This window comes from Reyranella sp., assembly GCF_965227665.1.
GTDB lineage: Bacteria > Pseudomonadota > Alphaproteobacteria > Reyranellales > Reyranellaceae > Reyranella.
Genome location: NZ_OZ245767.1, coordinates 1,316,529 through 1,333,937 on the forward strand (window position 1 = coordinate 1,316,529; position 17,409 = coordinate 1,333,937).

A 17,409-nucleotide genomic window follows, 5' to 3' on the forward strand; every position below is an offset into this window, starting at 1 on the left:
GCGGCGCTTCGACCCGGTCCAGCGCCTCGCCATTTCGGCGGATTAAATCTCTAGCGTCAGGCTGGCCCCGAAGTCACAATTTTTCTGCAGACCACCATCGCTCGAGCGATGTGGAATAGCACCGTTCTTTGGTCGGACCAGCGAGCGAGACGCCGCAGGCGATGCACATGAGGAGGTTCGACGCGATGACGCCACAGCGGAGGCACCCCGAACTGCCCGACGAGGCGGAAATCGATCTGACGCCGGCCCGTCTCAGCGGGCAGAAGAACATGGTACGCGTGTTCTACAAGGACCTCTGGGACAAGGCCGACCTTTCCCTCGTCCCGCAAATATTCCATCCCGACTTCACCTTTCGCGGCTCGCTGGGCCCCGTGCTGGTCGGACACCGGCAGTTCGGCGACTATGTGAGCTGGCTCACCGACACGCTCGACGACTACACGTCCGACATCCTCGAACTCGTCGAGGAAGGCCACCGCGTGTCGGGCAAGCTGCGCTTCCATGGCATTCACCGCCGGACGCTGTTCGGGGAACCGCCGACCGACGGCCGGGTCTGGTGGTATGGCGCGCCTATCTTCACCTTCGACGGACCGCTGGTGCGCGATCTGTGGGTGCTGGGCGACGTCTACGGGCTGCGCTCCCGTCTCGATCCGACGTGGTCGGAGCGGCTGAGCTTCAACCGGGCTCCCGGCGCGAGCTCTTGACCTCCAGCAGGCCCTTGTCGCGAACGTATCGCGCGATCTCCCGGGACATGAGTTCGTGCGCCGCGCGGTTCGGGTGACCGTCACCCACGATGTAGAGGTTGACCCCCTTGTCCCTCTCCCGCTGGAACGCGTCGGTCAGGTCGAGCAGGTCGATGCCGCCGATGACGCGCGGCAGCGCTGCAGGCGCCGAGTAGTAGTTCGTCGGCAGATAGACCACGAGCAGCTTCGCACCGATCTGGTCGGCCGATCGCTGCATTTCGCGCAGGAGGTAGGCCAGCGCCTCCTCCTTCTTCTCGTCTGGCGGCGTAGCGTAGGTGGCAAGCCCATACTCGAGGCGGCCGCGTACCACGTCGAGCCCATGCGTGAGCCATGTCACCGGATCGAGGAAATCTCCGGCCAGGTGGCGCTGGAAGCGCTGGACGCCGTTGCTCCGCGGCAAGGCGATCGAGGGCTCTCCCGCTTCGTTCCAGGCGACGTGCGAGGCGCTGAAGCAGAACGGATAGTAGGACGGAAGGCACGGCGAGACGTTGCGCTCCAGGTGATGCGCGATGATCCCGTAGACGACCAGCTTCGGCGAAAGGTCGTCGTTGCGCCGCAGGATCTGGAGCGACTGGGTCGTTCCGTAGGCCGCCATCGCGAAGTTCGAGACGCTGGCGTCCAGTTCGCGCACCAGATGGTGGGCATAGGTATCCTCGTTGGCGAGCGCATATCCCCAGGTGAACGAGTCGCCGACGACCATTATATCGATCTGCTCCGGGCTCTTCCGTCCAGGCCCGTCGACCCGTGCACCCCGATCGTCGGTGTATATATCGAAGGCAAAGGTCTGCCGGTCGCGAACGGCGGGATAGATGCGCTTTGCATGGGAGCTGGGATTGGCCCGCGCGCCGATCTCGGGATCGAACACCAGCAGGCCGTCACCTTCCGAGATCAGCGGAATGCGGGGAACGGTCAGATAGGCGGCAACCGCGATCCCCACGAGAAGGCTGGCGGCGGTCGACGCCAGCACCAACAAAAGGGTCTTGCTGACTTTGTTCATGGTCCATGGCGATCAGGCTTACGCCAGTTAGCCCATGCCGCCGCATGAAGACAATGGAAGGTTTCTGCCGGCTGGCTCTCGACGAGGCACCCCATTCCGCATACACCACCCGAAAATCAGGCCTTCCAGTGACCCGTCTCTATCTGATCTCTCCCGCCCGCATCGAGCATCCATCGATCTTTGCCGACGACCTTCGGGCCGCCCTCGATGGCGGCGACGTGGCTGCCTTCCAGCTGCGCTTGAAGGACGTCCCCGACGAGGCGATCATCCGCGCCGCCGACACGCTTCGGCCGATTTGCCAACAGCGCGGCGTCGCCTTCATCCTGAACGACCGGCCCGACCTGGCCGTGAAGCTCGATTGCGACGGCGTACATGTCGGCCAGGACGACATGCCCTATGCCGAGGCACGCCGGATCGTCGGGCCCGACCGTCAGGTCGGCGTCACCAGCAAGGCCTCGCGGCACCTCGCGATGGAAGCGGCCGAGGCCGGCGCCGACTATGTGGCCTTCGGCGCGTTCTTCTCCTCCTCGACCAAGCCGGTGACAACGCCGGCCGAGATCGAGATCGTCGAGTGGTGGAGCAGCCTTATGGAAGTGCCCTGCGTGGCAATCGGCGGGATCACGGTCGAAAACTGCAGGCCCCTCATCGAAGCGGGTGCGGATTTCCTCGCCGTCAGCGGCGGGGTCTGGAGCTACAAGGACGGTCCGCAAGCTGCGGTGCGCGCCTTCAACGAACTCTTCGCGGCCTATGGGTCAGCGGACGGGGAGCCATAGCACCTCTTCGATGTGCCGGGCGCCACTCGCCAGCATCACCAGGCGGTCGAAGCCCAGCGCAATCCCCGAACAGTCCGGCAGGCCGTGATCGAGCGCCGCCAGGAAATCGTCGTCGACCGGCCAGCGGACGCCATAGAGTTCGTCCTTCAGGTCCATGTCCGCCACCAGGCGCGCGCGCTGCACGGCGGGATCGGTGAGTTCGCCGAAGGCGTTGGCGAGTTCCACCCCGCACACATAGAGCTCGAACCGCTCCGCCACCCTGGGATCGCCCGGCTTGGCACGGGCAAGTGCCGCCATCGAAATCGGATACTCGCAGAGGATGGTCGGTCGGCCCATGCCGAGCTTCGATTCGATCTTCTCGAACATGATGCGGAAGAAGACATCCTCCCAGGTGTCGCCGGCATGCATGGCGATGCCCGATGCGCCCGCCAGCCCTTCGGCATTGCCGACGGTGGCGAACAGGTCGACTCCGGCATGGCGGATGAAGGCCTCCGCGACGGTGAGGCGCTCCGGCTCGGCCCGGGGATCGCAGACATGGCCGGCCCACCGCAGCTCGTCGACGCCGGCCGCGGCCAGCAGCGCCTGGCAGTCGGCCATGATGGTCTCGTAGCCGACACCCGTTCGATACCATTCCAGCATCGTGAACTCGGGATGGTGCAGCGCCGAGCCTTCGGCGTTGCGAAACACCCGCGCGAACTGGAAGATCTTCGCCATCCCGCCGGCCAGGAGTTTCTTCATGGCAAATTCGGGCGAACTGTGCAGCCAGCGTTCGCGCTCTTCGCCGTCGGGCAATTCCCACTCCGTCGCGAAGCCGGTGAGGTGGACTTCGGCGCCGGGCGCAGCCTGCAGGATCGGCGTCTCGACCTCGACGAAACCTTCGGTGGCGAACCACTGCCGCAGCGCGGCCTGGATCCGGCCACGTGCCTGGAGATGCGGCAGGCGCCGCGCCAGCCTGTCGGGACGCCATTCGGTCATGCCGGAGCATCGCATGGGAGCGGCGCGGCGTGTAGGGTCTCGGCATGACGCCCCGAGAGATCGATGCCTATTGCCGCAAGCTGCCGGCCGCAACGCGCAGCGTACAGTGGGAAGGCGTCACCGTCTTCAAGGTCGGCGGCAAGATGTTCTGCCTGATCGGCCCGCCCGGCCATTCTGTCGCCCGCATCAGTTTCAAGTGTCCGCCCGAGCATTTCGAGGCGCTTTCCCATGCAAAAGGCTTCAAGCCGGCGCCCTACCTCGCCCGGGCGAAATGGGTCGCCCTCGAGGATCCCGGTGTACTGACACCAGCGGAGACCCGGGCCTATCTGAAGCAGGCCCATGCGGTGATATCCGCCGGGCTTTCGAAGAAGAAACGGGCCGAATTGGGCCTGAAGTAGCGCCGCATCGCCTGGGGCGGGCCGGTTGCGACCCCGGGCTGCCTTTGATAGAAGGCCGCGCCGGCCTCGAACCGCTTGCGCGGGCGAGGCCGAAATCCATTCATCCGATATTGCGGTAGGGCCGGGTAAGCTCATGAAAGTCCAAGTCAATTCCATCCGAGCCGGCAACGTCATCGAATACAACGGCAAGCTCTGGGTTGCTTCCAAGGTGCAGCACATCAGCCCCGGCAAGGGCGGCGCGTTCGTGGCGATCGAGGCCAAGGCGCTGCGCGAGGGCAATAAGCTGCAGGAGCGCTTCCGCTCCGGCGAGACCATCGAGCGCGTCCATATCGACGAACGCGAGTGCACCTACCTGTTCAAGGACGAGAACGGCTTCACGTTCATGGACAAGGAAACCTTCGAGCAGCTCGTGGTCGGAAGCGACGTTCTCGACGAGGATCAGTCGCGCTGGCTGCAGGACGGCATGGAAGTGACCGTGTCGCTCTACGAGGGAACGCCGGTCGGCGCGGAGCTGCCCAAGACTGTCGTTCTGGCTGTCACCGAGGCCGACGCCGTGGTTAAGGGCCAGACTGCCTCCTCTTCCTACAAGCCGGCCATCGTCGAGGGCGGGATCCGCGTCATGGTGCCCCCCCATATCGGCGTGGGCACGCGGCTGGTGATCAACACCGAAGAGGGCACCTACATGGAACGCGCCAAGGACTAGGCGCGCACCGTGGCCCTCCCTACCAATCGCCCCCCGCGAGAGACTCCCGTCGCCCGCGTGGGCCGCGCCCCGATGGGCGAGGCGCGCGAACGCTCGGGCCCGCCCGAGCGCAAATCGCTGGCACAGCGCTCCGCGACGATCACCGTCATGATCCGCGCCGCCTTCGCCGCCGCCAAGAACCTCAAGCGCGACTTCGGCGAGGTCGAGCATCTGCAGATCTCCGAAAAGGGCCCCGGCGACTTCGTCAGTCACGCCGACATCAAGGCAGAGCGCACCCTGCGCGCCGAGCTCTCGCGTGTCCGTCCCGACTACGGCTTCCTCGGCGAGGAAGGCGGTGAGACAAAGGGTGACGGGCGCAACCGCTGGATCGTCGATCCGCTCGACGGCACGACCAACTTCCTGCACGGCGTACCCCATTTCGCCATCTCCATCGCGCTGGAGCGTGAAAAGGAGATCATTGCCGGCGTCATCTACCAGCCCATCTCGGACGAGCTGTTCTGGGCCGAGAAGGGCAATGGCGCCTATATCGACACGCCGAACGCGCGCTCACGCCGTCTCCGCGTCTCCGGCCGCAAGGAGCCGGCGCGCGCGCTTGTCGGCACCGGCATCCCCCACATCGGCAAGGGCAATCACGCCGCCTATCACGCCAAGCTGGCCGCCGTCACCGAACGCACGGCGGGGGTCCGTCGCTGGGGCGCCGCGGCGCTCGATCTCGCCTTCGTGGCGGCCGGCCGCTACGACGCCTTCTTCGAATTCGGCCTGGCGCCTTGGGACGTCGCTGCGGGCATCCTGATGGTGCGCGAGGCTGGCGGCCTCGTCGGTGACATTTCCGGCCAGCCCTACGAGCTGGGTGGACCGTCGATCCTCGCGAGCAACTTCGGGCTGCGCGACCCGATGGTCGACATCCTTTCCAACGCCTGACGGCGCAGTTCGTCTGCAGGACCTTGCCGCAAGCGGTTGAGCGCAGGACGACCATTCGTTATGGTCGATCCGCCAAATCCCTTGGAAAGGCAACTGGTTATGGCCCCCTCTTCGGCCGCTGTCCCCAGCCGCGCCGCCTGTGGTCCCTGCTCCGGCGACACAGGCTCGCCGGACGGCGGCACGGCAGGCGAAGCCGCGATGCGGGGCGAGTCCCGGGTGCCCAGAGCATGATCTCCCCGCCACCGTCGCGCAGGCATCGGAAGTTCGCATGAGTAACCCGCTTCCGTATCTCGTTCGCATGCTTCTGTTCCTGGGGGTCGTGGCCTGCATCGCCTACCTCCTGCACCACGATCTGCTGCGCGTGTTCCTGAACACGCCGATCCTCAACAGCGTCATCCTGGGCGTCCTCGCCATCGGCATCTTCTTCGTGATGCGCCAGGTCCTGTCCCTGTGGCCCGAGGTCCGGTGGCTGCGGCGCTTCCAGCATCGCGAACCGGGCGCCCCGCTGCTCGAGACCGATTCGATCGAACTGATGGCGCCGATGGCCGTCATGATGGGCGACCGCCAGGACAATTTCCGTCTTTCCCCCACCGCGACACGCGCCATGCTCGACGGCATCGCCAGCCGCCTCGACGAGCGGCGCGAGCTCAGCCGCTACATGATCGGGCTCCTGATCTTCCTCGGCCTGCTCGGTACCTTCTGGGGCCTGCTCGAGACGATCGGCGCGGTCGCAGACGCGATTGTCGGCATGCAGGTTACCGGCGGCGATGCCGTGCAGATGTTCGCCAAGCTCAAGCAGGGGATCGAAGGGCCGCTCAAGGGCATGTCGACCGCCTTCGGCGCCTCGCTGTTCGGCCTGTCGGGCTCGCTCGTGCTGGGCTTCCTCGAACTGCAGGCCAGCCAGGCGCAGGGCCGTTTCCATACCGAACTGGAGGAATGGCTGGCCGGAGCCACGCGCCTGTCGAGCGGCACCCTGCAGACCGAGGGAGAACAGGGCGTCTCGGCCTACGTCGAGGCCCTTCTGGAGCGCACCGCCGACGGCCTCGACGATCTCGCCCGCACGCTGCGCCGCAGCGAAGAGGGCCGCGAACAGGCCGCGACGGCCAACGCCACGCTGGTCGAGCGCCTGACCTCCCTGACCGAAAGCATGCGCACGCAGCAGGCGCTGCTCGCACGTCTCGCCGAGCAGTCGATCGAGCTGCGCGGCACCGTCGCGCGCCTGACGGAGCGCAAGCCGGACGCCGACAGCGAGGCGCTGCTCGCCCACCAGCGCAACCTGGAGGCCGGCCTGGGCCGGCTGATCGATGAAAGCGTACGCAGCCGCACCGCGCTGGCCGACGAGCTGCGCGGCGAGTTCCGCCTGCTCGCCCGCACAATCGCTTCGTCGCGCGGCGCGACGCCGGGTGACCACTAACCCATGGCAGCCGCATCGCGCCGCCGCGGAGGAGGTTCAGCCGACTACACCTGGCCAGGCTATGTCGATGCCCTGACGACGCTGCTGATGGTGCTGATCTTTCTGCTGTCGCTGTTCAGCGTGGCGCAGTTCACGCTGACCGACACGCTCAACACCCGCGACAGCGCCATCGACGCCCTGAACAAGCAGCTCGGCAATCTCGCCAGCGTGCTCTCGCTCGAGCAGGCGGCGAGCGAAGGCCTGAAGCAGGATCTCGAGAAGCTCACGCTGCAGCTTCGTCAGAACCAGGCCGAGCGCGACCGCCTGGGCGCCGATCTCGCCGCCCAGCGCACCGCATCGGATGCCCTGAAGATCGAGCGCGACCAGCTCACGGAACGCCTGACGTCGATGTTGGCGGAGCGCGAGCGCCTGGCCGCCTCGCTCGAAAGCTCCAACAAGGAAGCCGCCGCGAAGGCCGGCGACCTTCAGAAGGAGATCGAGCGCCAGCGGCTGGAACTCACCCGGCTCGCCGCCTCGCTGGCCGCCGCCAACCAGGACAAGGGCAAGCTGTTCGGCGACCTCACCGAGGAGCAGAAGCTCAGCGCCGAACAGAAGGCCGCCGTCGTGCGCCTCACCGCCGAGCTGGCCGCGCTCAAGGATGAACTCGCACGCCTCAGCACGGCGCTCGACGCTGCTGACGTCAAAGCCAAGGACCAGCAGGCGCAGATCGTCGACCTCGGCCAGAAGCTCAATCGCGCGCTCGCCAGCAAGGTCGAGGAGCTGGCGCGGTACCGTTCCGAGTTCTTCGGCAAACTGCGCGAGGCCCTGCGCGGTCAGCGGGATATCCAGGTCGTGGGCGACCGTTTCGTGTTCCAGTCTGAAGTTCTCTTCCCCTCCGGCTCGGCCAAGCTCCAGGAAGGCGGCGAGAAGCAGCTCGCCAACGTCGCCAAGCGCCTGGTCGAGATCGCCGCCACGATCCCGAAGGAGGTGAACTGGGTGCTCCAGGTCGACGGTCACACCGACAACAAGGCCATCGCCAGTGCGCAGTACCCGTCGAACTGGGAACTGTCGGCCGCCCGCGCCATCGCCGTGGTCAAGTTCCTCCACAGCGAAGGCATCCCGAACGACCGCCTCGTGGCCGCAGGCTACGGCGAATACCAGCCCCTCTCGTCCACCGATACCGCCCGCAACCGCCGCATCGAGCTGAAGCTCACCAACCGCTGAAGCGGGTTCTACAGAAGCCCGAGTCTCTTCAGTTCCGCCGCCATCTCGGCCGGCATGTCGGCCGAGTCTCCGCTCGACAGGTCCGGGGGCACGCGGTCGGGCTCGAGGTAGCGCCAGCCCTGAAAGGGTTTGCAGGCGCGCGGGGCGGTCTCGATCAGGGGGCGCTTGAGCTTGATGCGGCAGAACTTCTTGCCGCTCTCCTCGTCGAAATCGTCTTCGAAGCCGACCAGCTCCTGGCGGCAGCGGATGACGCCGCGCACCACCCAGTAGAGCGAGCCGCCCTGCAGATCCTCGGCGCGCCGCGGCGAGTTGCGGGTGTAGACCCAGTGCGGCGAGCGTGCCGACTGCCCGCGCTCCTGGCGACGCGCCGCCTGGACCTTCTTCATGTGGGCAAGATCGTCGACGCCGACCGCGAGCTTGATGAGATGCAACGCCATCGTCTGCGCTTAGTGGCCATCGGCCGTTTGCTCAAGCGCCGCCTATCCACAGCGCGTGCGTCGCGGGCGTGACCTGCGCGCCACAGGCTGCGAGAATTGCAGACCGGACCTCTGGCTCCACATTGTCTGCACAATCCACGCTCTATTGTTCGGTCGCTGTTTGCGGGGAACGCTCATGAATAAGTCGACACTGGCCGCTCTCGTTGTGGCCCTCATGCTGGGCTCCGGCATTGCGGGTTACCTGATCGGGAGGCCGGGCGATTCGCTCGACCGTGCCGCGACGGCGCCTGCGACCGTCGCGCCTTCGGCTGCGTCACCGGCCTCGCCAACGCCGCCCGCGAGCCCGCCCGCCCAGACGGCCCAGTCCGCTGCCCCGGCTCCGATTGCCCAGCCGGCCGCGTCGCCGTCCGATCCCTTCTCGTTCCGCCGGGTCGGTGTCGATTCCAGCCGCAGCGAGGCGGAAGCCTGCCTCGCCTTCAACAAGCCGCTCGCCACCGGCGACGTGAAGTACGGCGACTTCATCCGCATCGAGCCCGATGCGAAGACGGCGCTGCGCACCGTGGACGACCGGCTGTGCATCGCCGGCCTTACCTACGGCCAAGATTACACCGTCAAGCTGCTGGCGGGCCTCCCCGGGCGCGACGGCGAGACGCTGCGCGACGAGCAGAGCGTGAGCGTGGCGCTGGGCGCGCGTCCGGCCGTGGTGAACCTGCCCGGCAAGGGGTTCATCCTGCCGCGCGGCAGCGCCGCCGGCCTGCCCGTGACGACCATCAACGTCTCCAAGGTCGGCATCTCGGTCTATCGCGTGAACGAGCGCGGCATCGATCGCTTCTCCGCCGACCGCTACTACGATGTGGCCTTCCCCGGCTCCGAGCCGATCACCGAACCCTGGTCGCTGCGCAGCTGGCTGAACGGCAGCAACGGCGCCGAGCAGTGGACCGGGACGATGGACGTGCGCAGCGTGCCCAACCAGGCCGTCGTCACCGCCTTCCCGATCCGCGAGACCATCCAGGACTGGAAGCCCGGCGCCTATTTCGTCGTGGTGTGGAATGCCGCCAAGCCGCCGTCCCGCGACTATGACGACGACGAATCGACGAGCGGCGCGGCGGCCGGCCTGTGGGTGATCGACACCGATATCGGCCTCACCTCCTTCAGCGGCGACGACGGGCTGAACGTCTTCGCCCGCTCGCTGCAGACCGCCCAGCCGCTGGCCGGCATCGAGGTCACCGTCCTGTCACGCGGCAACGAGCCGATCGGCAAGGTGATCACCGGCGCCGACGGACGCGCCACGTTCGCGGCCGGTCTGCTCAAGGGCAGCGGCGCGGCCGAACCGGTCGCCGTCATGGCGCAGGATCCGGCGAAGAAGGAGTTCTCGCGCCTCGAGCTCACCAAATCGGCCTTCGACCTGTCCGACCGCGGAGTCGACGGCCGGCCGCAGCCCGGCCCGGTCGATGCCTTCCTCTACACCGAGCGCGGCATCTACCGCCCGGGTGAGACCGTGCAGCTCATAGCGCTGATGCGCGACGACGCGGCCAACGCGCTCTCGAACCTGCCCGTCACCCTGATCGTCAAGCGACCGGACGGCAGCGAGTTCACCCGCTTCACCCACGGTCTACAGGGGTCGGGCGCCATCGCCCAGACCATCGACCTGCCGAAATCGTCACGGCGCGGCCGCTGGTCGGTCGCCGCCCATATCGATCCCAAGGGTGCGCCGGTCGGCCGAGTCGAATTCTCGGTTGAGGACTTTGTCCCTGAGAAGCTCAAGATCGAGCTGACGCCCGACGAGCCGATCATCCGGCCGGGCAGCGTGAACCGCTTCGTGCTCTCGGCCGACTTCCTCTATGGCGCGCCGGCTTCCGATCTCGCCGTCGAAGGCGACATGCGCATCACGGTCGACGACAATCCGTTCCCGGCCTTCGCCAAGTACCGGTTCGGACCGGAGGACGATCGCGAGAAGTTCGAGCCGCCTTTCATCGAACTGAAGGGCGAGAATACCGACCCGGCCGGCAAGTCGAGCCTCGAATGGGCGGGCGACCTGGCCAAGGAGACGGTCCTGCCGCTGCGCGCCCAGATCCAGGCACGCGTCTTCGAACCGGGCGGCGGCCGCGCGACCAAGACCGAGAAGGTCATGCCCGTGCGCACCCGCGACACCTATATCGGCGTCCGCCCGACCTTCGAGGGCCGCTATTCCCGCGAGGGCGTCGACACCGAGTTCGACATCGTGGCAGTCAACGCGGCCGGCACGCAGGTCGCGCGTCCCTCGGTCGAATACCGGATCGAGCGCATCATCTACGCCTATCAGTGGTTCCAGGTCGACGGCCGCTGGCGCTGGCAGTCGGTCACGAACACGCGGCTGGTGACGGCCGACAAGGTGACCTTGAAGGCCGACACGCCGACCCGTCTGTCGCAACGTCTGGACTGGGGTCAGCACAAGCTCACCGTCATCGACAACGAGAAGAAGACCTCGACCAGCCTTACCTTCTACGTGGGCTGGTATGGCGGCACGGGAACCGAGGAGGCGCCCGATACGCTGCGCGTCGCCAGCGACAAGCAGCACTACGCGCCGGGCGACACGGCCCGCCTGCGCATCGAGGCGCCGTTCGCCGGCGAGGCGCTGATCGCCATCGCGACCGACCGCATCGTGTCCACCCAGTCGGTCCAGGTGCCGGCCGGCGGCACGACCGTCGACATCCCGGTGAAGGGCGAATGGGGGGCGGGCGCCTACGCACTGGTCACGGCCTGGCGCCCTCTCGCGGCCCCAGCCGAACGCACGCCCACGCGCGCGATCGGCGCGACCTGGATCGGGCTCAACCCGGCCCTGCGCACGCTGGGCATCCAGATCGGCACACCCGAGAAGATCACACCGCGGCAGCGCATCGAGGTACCGGTGAAGGTGTCCAACCTGCAGCCCGGCCAGGAAGCCTTCGTCACCCTCGCCGCGGTCGATGAGGGCATCCTGCAGCTCACCCGCTACAAGACACCCAATCCCGCCGACCACTATTTCGGCAAGCGTCGCCTCGGCGTTTCAATGCGCGACGATTACGGCCGCCTGCTCGACACGCGCGCCGACGAGCTCGGCCGTATCCGGGCCGGCGGCGACGCCGGCGAGATCGGCGGCCTCGACATCGTCCCGACGCGCACCGTCTCGCTGTTCAGCGGTCCGGTGAAGCTCGACGACAAGGGCGAAGCGAAGATCGCCTTCGAGATCCCCGACTTCATCGGCCAGCTCCGCCTGATGGCGGTGGCCTACGACAAGACCCGCGTCGGCTCGGGCGAGCAGCGGCTCTTCGTGCGCGATGCCGTCACCGCGGATGCGGTGCTGCCACGCTTCCTCGCGCCGAAGGATCTCGGGCGGGTGGCGCTGTCGCTGCACAATGTCGATGGCCAGGCAGGCGACTACCGCGTGACCCTCACCGCCACCGGCTCGGTCTCGCTCGAACGGCCGGTGACCGAAACCCGGCGTCTCGCCGCCAACCAGCGCGAGCTGCTGACCTGGCCGCTGCGCGCCGGCGAGGCCGGCTTCGGCAAGGTCACGGTCGCGGTCCAGGGCCCCGGCAACTTCGCCGTCCAGCGCGAATGGGACATCCAGGTGCGGCCGGCGCAGACGCCCAGTGCCATCGACACGGTCGCGCAGCTCGGACCGGGCAAAGAGGCCACGGTCGACCGCAACGTGATCGCGTCCTTCGCGCCGGGGACGGCGCAGGTCAGCGCCTCGCTGACGCGCATTCCGGGCATCGACGTCGCGGCCCTCCTGCGCGCGCTCGACAAGTATCCGTTCGGCTGCATCGAGCAGACGACCAGCCGTGCGATGCCGCTGCTCTACTACAACGACGTCGCCCTGCTGGGATACGGCCCGACCGATCCGCGCATCAACGACCGCGTGCAGGACGCCGTCTATCGTATCGTCGACATGCAGCTGCCCGATGGATCGTTCGGCATGTGGGGGCCCTTCTCCACACCGGCGGCGGAATGGCTGCAGACCTACGTGCTCGACTTCCTCGTGCGCGCGAACCAGCAGCAGATGACGGTGCCCTCGGCGTCGCTGCAGCGGGGACTGAACTGGCTCAACAAGACCGCCGACAGGCTCTCGCCCAACGCCCAGGCCTATGCCTGGTACGTGCTGGCGAAGTCGGGCTACGCCGATCCGGGAAGGGTCCGCTACTTCCAGGACACGAAGGCGGCCGAGATGAAGGGCGGGATCGCCTGGGCGATGCTGGCCGCGGCGCTCGACCAGGTGGGCGAACCGGGACGCGGCCGCCTCGCCTTCGCGCTGGCCCGCCAGCGCATCGACGAGCGCGACCCGTCCGACTATTACGGCTCGCCGCTGCGCAACCGTGCTGCCCTCGTCACCCTCGCCGTCGAGGCGGGCGGACGTGAAGCCCTGACCGAGGTGACGAGCCTGGTGGGCGAGCGTCTGGCAGCCTCGATCGGGCTCACCACCACGCAGGAACAGGCGTGGCTGGTCATGGCCGCCCGCGCCATGAGCGGCAGCACCCAGCTCGCCTATTCGGTCGACGGCCAGTCGCGCCAGTCGGCGGCCGAGCCGGTGACGTTCAACCCGGACGCAGCCGCCCTCACCCGCGGCCTGAAGCTGCGCAACGACACCGACCGTCCGATCTGGATGCAGGTGACGGCGCGCGGCGTGCCGGTCGATCCGCAGCCTGCGGCGACGGCCGGCATCAGCGTCCAGCGCGAGTTCCTGAAGTTCAACGGCGATCCCGCTTCACTGGGCCAGGTCGTGCAGAACGAGCGCTTCATCGTCTCGATCTCCGGCCGCAACCTCGAAGGCGGCTACCATGAGGTGGCGCTGCTCGACCTGCTGCCGGCCGGGTTCGAGATCGAGGCGGTGCTGAACGACGAGACGGCAAAGTCCTTCCCGTTCCTGTCGGACCTCACGGAAACCCGCATCGCCGAAGCGCGCGACGACCGCTTCTTCGCGTCCTTCAACATGGGGACACGCCCCTACCAGACCTGGTGGGACTCTTCGGCCAAGAACCCGAACTCCTATCACGTCGCCTACATCGTTCGCGCCGTGACGCCGGGCACCTACGCCGTCCCGGCGACGAACGCGTCGGACATGTATGCGCCGCGGGTCTATGGCCGGACGGCGATGCGTACGATGACGATCGTTCCGGCAGGGACGAAGTAGCCAGCCATGCGGCTCAGGCCCCTGCTGGCCGGCCTGGCCGTCGCCGCCACGACCCTGGTGGCGACGGCGCTGACGCTCGATCGTGTCTTCCCGCCCGACCTGTCGCGCTATCATGACCGCTCGACCGAGGTGGTCGACGCCAACGGCCGGCTGTTGCGCGCCTTCACGACGGCCGACGGCAAGTGGCGTCTCAAGACGTCGGTCGACGATGTCGATCCGCTCTATCTCGGCCTGCTCAAGGCCTATGAGGATCGCCGCTTCGACTCCCATTGGGGCGTCGATCCCCTCGCGACCCTGCGTGCGGCCGGCCAGCTTGCCGAGCGCGGCCGCATCGTGTCGGGCGCCTCGACGCTGTCGATGCAGGCCGCGCGCCTGCTCGATCCCCGACCGCGCAGCTTCACCACCAAGGCGATCCAGTCGGCCCGCGCACTCCAGCTCGAGTGGCGCTACTCGAAGCGCGAGGTGCTGGCGATCTACCTGACGCTGGCGCCGATGGGCGGCAACCTCGAGGGCGTGCGTGCCGCCTCCCTCGCCTACTTCGGCAAGGAGCCGCGCCAGCTCAGCGCCGCCGAGGCCGCGCTGCTGGTGGCCATTCCCCAGTCGCCCGAGCGCCGCCGCCCCGACCGTGCCTCCCCGGTGGCGCAGAAGGCGCGTGACCGCGTGCTGGAACGCGGCGTCGAGCATGGCGTGATCGATGCCCCGCTCTTCGAGATGGCGCGCAGCCGCCCGGCGCCCGACCGCCGGCTCGCGATGCCCATGCAGGCGCCGCATCTCGCGACCTGGCTGGCCGGCCAGTCGCCCGGCACCACGGTGCCGACCACGGTGCGCTACGAACTGCAGCAGTCTCTGGCACAGCTGGTGCACGAGGAGCGGCGCCAGCTGGGCGACGGCGCCGAGATCGCCATGGTCGTGCTCGACAACAGGACGGGCGGAGTCGTGGCCTGGCTGGGCGGAGACAATTTCTTCGGCCGCGCCGGTCAGGTCGACCTGGTGCGTGCGCGCCGCTCGCCGGGTTCGGCGCTGAAGCCGCTGATCTACGCCATGGCCTTCGACGACCGCACCCTGCACCCCGAGACCCTGGTCGAGGACGTGCCGGTGCGCTTCCGCGACTGGCTGCCGCGTAACTTCGACCGAGACCATCAGGGCGCGGTGACGGTGCGCCGCGCCCTGCAGCAATCCTTGAACGTGCCGGCCGTGCTGGCGCTGGAGAAGGTCGGGCCGCAGCGCTTCCTGTCCACCCTGCGCACCGCCGGCGCGGCGCCTGGGCTGCCGCCGGGCGACAACGGCAACACGCTGGGCGTGGCGCTCGGCAGCGCCACGGTCTCGCCGCTCGAGATGGCGGGACTCTATTCGGGCCTGGCCAATGGCGGCAGCTTCGCGCCACCCCAGGTCCGGCGCGACCGGCCAAAGTCCCAGCCGCTCCGCCTCATCGGGCCGACCGCCGCCTGGTACGTCTCGGACGTTCTGGCCGAGGCGCCGCTGCCCGAAGGCTTCGCCTCCCTGCCCGTCGCCCTGCGCGAACGCCGCATCGCCTTCAAGACCGGCACGTCGGCCGGCTATCGCGACGCCTGGGCGGCCGGCTACAGCGCCAACTGGACCGTCGTGGTGTGGGTCGGCCATGCCGACGGCACGCCGCGCCCCGGCCAGCTCGGCCGGCTCTCGGCTCTGCCGATCCTCTTCAAGGCGTACGGCCGGCTTCCGGCCGAGGACAATCGCGCAATCCGCCCGCCGGCCGACGCGATCAAGGTCGCGTCCCATCGCGAGCTGCCGCCCCGCATGCGCACCCTCGCCCCCTACAGCGAGACCAGCGGCGGCCCGCGCATCGCCTATCCGCCGGCCGACGCCCGCATCGAGCTGGCCGCCCGCGAGGCCGTCCCGCTGAACGCCATGGGAGGCCAGGGCCGGCTGCGCTGGCTGGTCGATGGCCGCCCCCTGGAGGGCACGCAGTGGGTGCCCGCCAATGCCGGTACCGCTCGTCTCGCCGTGGTCGACGAAGCGGGTCGTTCCACCTCGGTGACCGTCAGGATCGTGCAGCGGCAATAGAAGCGATCAGATGAGGAAGGCCAGAGCGACCGATGCGACCAGCGCGACGGCAAAGACGAGGTTGATAAGCCTGTTGGTACGAGGATCGCGGAAGAAGCGCGTGAGCGCCGCGCCGGCGAGCAGCCACGCGACATTCACAGCGGCGATGACCAGCGTGAGTACGACCAGCTTCAGGGCCACGTCGGCCCCCAGCCGGTCGGGCAGCAGGGTGAAGCCGGAATAGAGCGCGGCCATCGCGACATAGCCCTTGGGATTGACCAGCGACAGCAGCAGGCCGGCCGCGACGGTGGGTGCCTCCTTCCGTACACCCTCGTTCGACAGCGGCGGCGCCGTCGCGATGCGCCAGGCCAGCCACAGGAAATAGAGCGCGGCCAGGATTGCCGCGGCGGGCGCGACGCCCGGCACCGCGAGCAGGAGACCGACCGTCCCGCTCGCGACGATCGCCATCACCGCGACCATGCCCACGACGATTCCGGCGAAATAGGCGAAGCCGCGGCGCGCGCCGAACGCCGCCCCGGTCGCCGCGAGGCTCAGCGTCGCCGGGCCGGGGCTGCCGGCCAGCGCCACAGCGGCGATCAGGAAGCCGGGAAGTGCATCCATGCCCCCGATATGACGGCGGGCATGGACTGGCGTCTTGAACGTTCGTGAGGCTAAGCGGCCACCTTCGCCTTGAGCGCCTGCGCCACCTTGGAGGCGGGCTCGCGGCCCAGGGCCGTGCAGATCGCGCGGCCGGCCGCGGCCACCGCCTCGAGGTCGACGCCGTGGTCGATGCCGAGGCCGTTCATCAGGTAGATCACGTCTTCGGTGCCGACATTGCCCGAGGCGCCCTTGGCATAGGGACAGCCACCGAGCCCCGCGACGGCGGTGTCGAACACCGCGATACCGCGTTCCATCACGGCCAGGATGTTGGCGAGCGACTGACCGTAGGTGTCGTGGAAATGCGCGGCGATCTTTTCGCGCGGCATCTTCTCGGCGACCGCATCGATCATGGCGACGCAGTCGCCGGGCGTGCCGACCCCGATCGTGTCGCCGAGCGAGACCTCGTAGCAGCCCATGCGGAACAGCCGCTCGGACACCTCGGCCACCTTGGCCGGCGAGACCTTGCCGTCATAGGGACAGGCGATCACGGTCGAGACGTAGCCGCGCACCTTCATGCCGTGCTTCTGGGCCGCTTCCATCACCGGCGCGAACCGCTCGAAGCTCTCGTCGATCGAGCAGTTGGTGTTCTTGCGGCAGAAGGCTTCCGAGGCTGCGGTGAAGATCGCGATCTCGTCGACCCCGGCCTCGACCGCGCCGTTCATGCCCTGCTTGTTCGGGACCAGAACCGGATAGCTCACGCCTTGCTTGCGCTGGATGCGCGCCATGACCTGGTCGGTATTGGCCATCTGCGGCACCCACTTCGGCGACACGAAGCTGCCGGCCTCGACGGCCGAATGCCCGGCGGCCGACAGCGCATCGATCAGCGCCACCTTGGCCTCGACCGACACGGGCTTCGCCTCGTTCTGCAAACCGTCGCGCGGCCCCACTTCCACGAGCCGCACGCGTCTGGGGTGATTCATCGCTTCCTCCCGATCCTGGCGCCACATACTGCACCAGCCGGAGGACTGCCAGACAGGAGTTTCGCCCCTAGCGTCTTTCCGACTGAGACTGAATCAA

General features: G+C 68.1%; 14 protein-coding genes. 9 read left to right on the top strand and 5 right to left on the bottom strand.

Annotated elements, in window-relative coordinates:
• The first annotated feature begins 167 nt into the window (after window positions 1–167).
• Window positions 168–701, top strand: coding sequence for an ester cyclase (locus ACO07I_RS06380; RefSeq protein ID WP_422015450.1), 534 nt, complete (start codon window positions 168–170; stop codon window positions 699–701).
• Here ACO07I_RS06380 and ACO07I_RS06385 read toward each other — a convergent pair.
• Entirely contained in the window at window positions 673–1,737 is a 1,065-nt protein-coding gene (locus ACO07I_RS06385; protein WP_422015452.1) for a hypothetical protein, read from the bottom strand. The two genes, ACO07I_RS06380 and ACO07I_RS06385, sit on opposite strands and share 29 nt — an antisense overlap.
• 128 nt (window positions 1,738–1,865) lie before the next feature.
• On the opposite strand from ACO07I_RS06385, the gene thiE reads away from it, so the two are divergent.
• Window positions 1,866–2,510, top strand: coding sequence for a thiamine phosphate synthase (thiE, locus tag ACO07I_RS06390; RefSeq protein ID WP_422015454.1), 645 nt, complete (start codon window positions 1,866–1,868; stop codon window positions 2,508–2,510).
• Here the strand turns inward: thiE and epmA are convergent.
• Window positions 2,490–3,485, bottom strand: coding sequence for an EF-P lysine aminoacylase EpmA (epmA, locus tag ACO07I_RS06395; protein WP_422015456.1), 996 nt, complete (start codon window positions 3,483–3,485; stop codon window positions 2,490–2,492). The two genes, thiE and epmA, sit on opposite strands and share 21 nt — an antisense overlap.
• Window positions 3,486–3,529: 44 nt before the next feature.
• Here epmA and ACO07I_RS06400 point away from each other — a divergent pair, with 44 nt between their 5' ends.
• The 5 genes from ACO07I_RS06400 (at window position 3,530) to ACO07I_RS06420 (ending at window position 8,124) form a co-directional block, all read left to right on the top strand.
• Window positions 3,530–3,883 (top strand): MmcQ/YjbR family DNA-binding protein, encoded by a 354-nt coding sequence (locus ACO07I_RS06400; RefSeq protein WP_422015458.1) that lies wholly within the window; start codon window positions 3,530–3,532, stop codon window positions 3,881–3,883.
• Window positions 3,884–4,016: 133 nt separating this feature from the next.
• Window positions 4,017–4,586 carry an elongation factor P gene (gene efp, locus ACO07I_RS06405; RefSeq protein ID WP_422015460.1) on the top strand — a complete coding sequence of 190 codons (570 nt, stop codon included), beginning with the start codon at window positions 4,017–4,019 and terminating at the stop codon, window positions 4,584–4,586.
• A 72-nt stretch (window positions 4,587–4,658) separates the two neighbouring features.
• A complete protein-coding gene (locus ACO07I_RS06410; RefSeq protein WP_422018175.1) occupies window positions 4,659–5,507 on the top strand; it encodes an inositol monophosphatase family protein in 849 nt (282 codons plus the stop codon).
• Window positions 5,508–5,775: 268 nt separating this feature from the next.
• Window positions 5,776–6,921 (top strand): flagellar motor protein MotA, encoded by a 1,146-nt coding sequence (locus tag ACO07I_RS06415; RefSeq protein ID WP_422015462.1) that lies wholly within the window; start codon window positions 5,776–5,778, stop codon window positions 6,919–6,921.
• Window positions 6,922–6,924: 3 nt separating this feature from the next.
• Window positions 6,925–8,124, top strand: coding sequence for a peptidoglycan -binding protein (locus tag ACO07I_RS06420; protein ID WP_422015464.1), 1,200 nt, complete (start codon window positions 6,925–6,927; stop codon window positions 8,122–8,124).
• An 8-nt stretch (window positions 8,125–8,132) separates the two neighbouring features.
• Here the strand turns inward: ACO07I_RS06420 and ACO07I_RS06425 are convergent, their stop codons facing one another.
• Window positions 8,133–8,561 carry a DUF1489 family protein gene (locus ACO07I_RS06425; protein WP_422015466.1) on the bottom strand — a complete coding sequence of 143 codons (429 nt, stop codon included), beginning with the start codon at window positions 8,559–8,561 and terminating at the stop codon, window positions 8,133–8,135.
• A 175-nt stretch (window positions 8,562–8,736) separates the two neighbouring features.
• Between ACO07I_RS06425 and ACO07I_RS06430 the strand changes: the two genes are divergently transcribed.
• Window positions 8,737–13,710 (top strand): alpha-2-macroglobulin family protein, encoded by a 4,974-nt coding sequence (locus tag ACO07I_RS06430; RefSeq protein ID WP_422015468.1) that lies wholly within the window; start codon window positions 8,737–8,739, stop codon window positions 13,708–13,710.
• A gap of 6 nt (window positions 13,711–13,716) precedes the next feature.
• Complete coding sequence (gene pbpC / locus ACO07I_RS06435) at window positions 13,717–15,753, top strand: penicillin-binding protein 1C (RefSeq protein WP_422015470.1); 2,037 nt, start codon at window positions 13,717–13,719, stop codon at window positions 15,751–15,753.
• Between the two features lie 6 nt (window positions 15,754–15,759).
• Here the strand turns inward: pbpC and ACO07I_RS06440 are convergent, their stop codons facing one another.
• Window positions 15,760–16,353 carry a LysE family translocator gene (locus ACO07I_RS06440; RefSeq protein ID WP_422015472.1) on the bottom strand — a complete coding sequence of 198 codons (594 nt, stop codon included), beginning with the start codon at window positions 16,351–16,353 and terminating at the stop codon, window positions 15,760–15,762.
• Between the two features lie 50 nt (window positions 16,354–16,403).
• A complete protein-coding gene (locus tag ACO07I_RS06445) occupies window positions 16,404–17,312 on the bottom strand; it encodes a hydroxymethylglutaryl-CoA lyase (protein ID WP_422015474.1) in 909 nt (302 codons plus the stop codon).
• Window positions 17,313–17,409: the final 97 nt, after the last annotated feature.

What these genes read in the sequence shown, in the direction of transcription:
- ACO07I_RS06420 (WP_422015464.1), top strand. Translation starts at nt 6,925, where the DNA reads ATGGCAGCCGCATCGCGCCGCCGCGGAGGAGGTTCAGCCGACTACACC.
- efp (WP_422015460.1), top strand. Translation starts at nt 4,017, where the DNA reads ATGAAAGTCCAAGTCAATTCCATCCGAGCCGGCAACGTCATCGAATAC.
- ACO07I_RS06425 (WP_422015466.1), bottom strand. Translation starts at nt 8,561, where the DNA reads ATGGCGTTGCATCTCATCAAGCTCGCGGTCGGCGTCGACGATCTTGCC.
- ACO07I_RS06410 (WP_422018175.1), top strand. Translation starts at nt 4,659, where the DNA reads ATGGGCGAGGCGCGCGAACGCTCGGGCCCGCCCGAGCGCAAATCGCTG.
- ACO07I_RS06400 (WP_422015458.1), top strand. Translation starts at nt 3,530, where the DNA reads ATGACGCCCCGAGAGATCGATGCCTATTGCCGCAAGCTGCCGGCCGCA.
- ACO07I_RS06430 (WP_422015468.1), top strand. Translation starts at nt 8,737, where the DNA reads ATGAATAAGTCGACACTGGCCGCTCTCGTTGTGGCCCTCATGCTGGGC.
- epmA (WP_422015456.1), bottom strand. Translation starts at nt 3,485, where the DNA reads ATGACCGAATGGCGTCCCGACAGGCTGGCGCGGCGCCTGCCGCATCTC.
- pbpC (WP_422015470.1), top strand. Translation starts at nt 13,717, where the DNA reads ATGCGGCTCAGGCCCCTGCTGGCCGGCCTGGCCGTCGCCGCCACGACC.
- ACO07I_RS06445 (WP_422015474.1), bottom strand. Translation starts at nt 17,312, where the DNA reads ATGAATCACCCCAGACGCGTGCGGCTCGTGGAAGTGGGGCCGCGCGAC.
- ACO07I_RS06380 (WP_422015450.1), top strand. Translation starts at nt 168, where the DNA reads ATGAGGAGGTTCGACGCGATGACGCCACAGCGGAGGCACCCCGAACTG.
- ACO07I_RS06440 (WP_422015472.1), bottom strand. Translation starts at nt 16,353, where the DNA reads ATGGATGCACTTCCCGGCTTCCTGATCGCCGCTGTGGCGCTGGCCGGC.
- ACO07I_RS06385 (WP_422015452.1), bottom strand. Translation starts at nt 1,737, where the DNA reads ATGAACAAAGTCAGCAAGACCCTTTTGTTGGTGCTGGCGTCGACCGCC.
- ACO07I_RS06415 (WP_422015462.1), top strand. Translation starts at nt 5,776, where the DNA reads ATGAGTAACCCGCTTCCGTATCTCGTTCGCATGCTTCTGTTCCTGGGG.